Source organism: Mycobacterium sp. TH-M106, assembly GCF_057473765.1.
In genome coordinates, this window is the sequence record NZ_JBYCLE010000477.1 from 1 (window position 1) to 2,869 (window position 2,869).

Sequence of the window (2,869 nt, forward strand, 5' to 3'; positions counted from 1 at the left end):
CCAGTGAGGAGCAGCGGGTGCCGGAGAAGGACAACGACCAAACCACTGACGATGCTTCCGTGGAAACCACATCGGTCTTTCGCGCCGAGTTCCTCAACGAGCTGGAAGCTCCCGCACAGGCCGGCAGTGAGAGCATCGTTTCCGGTGTCGAGGGACTGCCGGCCGGCTCGGCGCTGCTGGTTGTCAAGCGAGGCCCCAACGCCGGGTCGCGGTTCCTGCTCGACCAGGCGGTGACCGCGGCGGGGCGCCACCCTGACAGCGACATCTTCCTCGACGACGTCACGGTCAGCCGTCGCCACGCCGAGTTCCGCTTGGAGGCCGACGAATTCCAGGTCGTCGACGTCGGGAGCCTCAACGGCACCTACGTCAACCGGGAGCCGGTCGATTCGGCGGTGTTGGCCAACGGCGATGAGGTCCAGATCGGCAAGTTTCGCCTGGTTTTCTTGACCGGCCCGAAAACCGGCGAGAATGAGGCCGGGCCCGGCAGCTAGTGACCGCGCCCCGACCAGCCTCGGCAGCCGATCCGGTCGGCATGTCGATCGGAGCGGTGCTGGATCTGCTCCGACCGGATTTTCCGGACGTCACGATCTCCAAGATCCGATTCCTGGAGACCGAGGGGCTGGTGACGCCGCAGCGCGCCGCATCGGGGTATCGCAGGTTCAGCGCCTATGACTGTGCACGGCTGCGTTTCATCCTGACCGCCCAGCGGGATCACTACCTGCCGCTGAAGGTGATCAAGGCACGATTGGACGCCGAGCCCGACGGTGAGCTGCCGTCACCCGGATCGGTCTACGGGGGACCGCGATTGGTGCCGATGGCTGACGGCGGGCTGATGACCGGTATCCCCGGCGGTGCCCTTGGCGACCTGGCTGACGTCTCGCCGACCCGTGTCACTCCGCCGGTGGCACCCACCGCGACCCGATTGAGCCGTGGGGATCTGTTGGAACGCTCCGGCGCCGACGACAAACTTTTGACGGCGCTGCTACGGGCGGGGGTGATCACTACCGGGCCGGGCGGCTTCTTCGACGATCAGGCGGTCGTCATCGTCCAATGCGCGCAGGCGCTGGCCGAATACGGGGTCGAACCCCGACATCTGAGGGCGTTTCGCTCGGCGGCCGACCGACAGTCCGATCTGATCGCGCAGATCGCCGGGCCGGTGGTCAAAGGGGGAAAAGCCGGTGCCCGCGACCGCGCCGACGATCTGGCGCGCGAAGTTGCAGCGCTGGCGATCACTCTGCATACGGCGCTGGTCAAGTCGGCGGTCCGCGACGTTCTGCATCGCTGAGGACTAGACTTCGTTCGACGGCACAGGCGTATCCGGAGGGCAGACTCAGATGGGTGAAGTGCGCGTAGTCGGCATTCGCGTCGAGCAGCCGCAGAATCAACCGGTGCTGCTGCTGCGCGAGGCCGACGGCGACCGGTACCTACCGATCTGGATCGGCCAGGCCGAGGCCGCGGCGATCGCGTTAGAACAACAAGGCGTTGAGCCGGCCCGACCGCTGACCCACGATTTGATCCGCGACCTCATTGCTGCACTTGGGCATTCGCTCAAGGAGGTGCGGATCGTCGACCTGCAGGAAGGTACGTTCTACGCGGATTTGATTTTCGACCGCAATATCACGGTGTCGGCCCGGCCATCGGACTCGGTGGCCATCGCCCTGCGCGTCGGGGTGCCGATCTACGTCGAGGAGGCGGTGCTGGCCGAGGCGGGCCTGCTGATCCCCGACGAGGGCGACGACGAGTCCGGCGGGGCGGTTCGCGAGGACGAGGTCGAGAAGTTCAAGGAGTTCCTCGACAGTGTGTCACCGGACGATTTCAAGGCCACCTGACCTGGTGCGACGTCACGGATGCGTCTCATCTGACCCCGCGGTTCCGACACGCCCGGCGGAAAGCACCGCCCGAACGTCCCCTCGACCGTACCTTAGATGATGACGTGACGAGTTGAGCACGATAGCTCGTCGAAAAGCGTATGCTCACAAGCGTCTCGGGCTAGAGCAAACGAGCGCGACCGGCGAGAGGAAGCATCGTGGGCGAGCCACCCCGGCAGGAACAACTCGACCTTGCTGATCAGGTCACTCCGAGCGGCGGGGAGCAACCGGTGCAGGCCGGCCTGTTTCCCGACGATTCGGTGCCCGACGAGTTGGTCGGCTACCGCGGTCCCAGCGCATGCCAGATTGCCGGCATCACCTACCGTCAGCTCGATTACTGGGCGCGCACGGCGCTGGTGGTGCCATCGATCCGCGGTGCGGCCGGTTCCGGCAGCCAGCGGCTGTACTCGTTCAAAGACATCCTGGTGCTCAAGATCGTCAAGCGGCTGCTCGACACCGGTATCTCACTGCACAACATCCGGGTAGCCGTCGACCACTTGCGCCAGCGTGGTGTGCAGGATCTGGCCAACATCACGCTGTTCTCCGACGGCACCACCGTGTATGAGTGCACGTCCGCCGAGGAGGTCGTCGACTTGCTGCAAGGCGGGCAGGGCGTTTTCGGGATCGCGGTGTCGGGAGCGATGCGTGAGCTCACCGGCGTCATCGCCGACTTTCCCGGAGAGCGCGCTGACGGCGGCGAGTCGCTCCGGACACCCGAGGACGAGTTGGCCAGCCGCCGCAAGTACCGCGACCGCAAAACCGGCTAGCCAGCGCTCGTGTTCCTGCGAACATGCGCAAAATCGCACTGGCGGCGCCTCGGCAGTGCGATTTTGTGCATGCTCGCCGAGTAACATGAACGTCGCATCGCACTCGAGCGGGAGAGTTTCGTGGCAGCCAGCCACGAACGCCGAAGGAGCAACACCTCTCCGTCAACCTCTCAGGCCCGAAGGACCGCGCGAAGACGACGATGCCTCTGGAAAGCGGTGGCGACCGGCAGCGGT

The 2,869-nt window shown here is 65.6% G+C and carries 4 protein-coding genes and 1 riboswitch; all 4 genes read left to right on the forward strand.

Annotated elements, in window-relative coordinates; translation table 11 throughout:
- Positions 1-17: 17 nt before the first annotated feature.
- The 4 genes from garA (at position 18) to AC2VOP_RS16975 (ending at position 2,635) form a co-directional block, all read left to right on the forward strand.
- The gene (gene garA / locus AC2VOP_RS16960) at positions 18-491 is read left to right on the forward strand and encodes a glycogen accumulation regulator GarA (RefSeq protein WP_486962052.1); all 474 of its coding nucleotides are present in this window, start codon (positions 18-20) and stop codon (positions 489-491) included.
- Between the two features lie 41 nt (positions 492-532).
- The gene (gene ftsR / locus AC2VOP_RS16965; protein ID WP_486962049.1) at positions 533-1,285 is read left to right on the forward strand and encodes a transcriptional regulator FtsR; all 753 of its coding nucleotides are present in this window, start codon (positions 533-535) and stop codon (positions 1,283-1,285) included.
- Positions 1,286-1,334: 49 nt separating this feature from the next.
- Positions 1,335-1,829, forward strand: coding sequence for a bifunctional nuclease family protein (locus AC2VOP_RS16970; RefSeq protein WP_486962050.1), 495 nt, complete (start codon positions 1,335-1,337; stop codon positions 1,827-1,829).
- Positions 1,830-2,026: 197 nt separating this feature from the next.
- Positions 2,027-2,635 (forward strand): MerR family transcriptional regulator, encoded by a 609-nt coding sequence (locus tag AC2VOP_RS16975; RefSeq protein ID WP_486962051.1) that lies wholly within the window; start codon positions 2,027-2,029, stop codon positions 2,633-2,635.
- Positions 2,636-2,733: 98 nt separating this feature from the next.
- Positions 2,734-2,832: riboswitch (glycine riboswitch) on the forward strand.
- Positions 2,833-2,869: the final 37 nt, after the last annotated feature.

What these genes read in the sequence shown, in the direction of transcription:
- AC2VOP_RS16970 (WP_486962050.1), top strand. Translation starts at nt 1,335, where the DNA reads ATGGGTGAAGTGCGCGTAGTCGGCATTCGCGTCGAGCAGCCGCAGAAT.
- ftsR (WP_486962049.1), top strand. Translation starts at nt 533, where the DNA reads ATGTCGATCGGAGCGGTGCTGGATCTGCTCCGACCGGATTTTCCGGAC.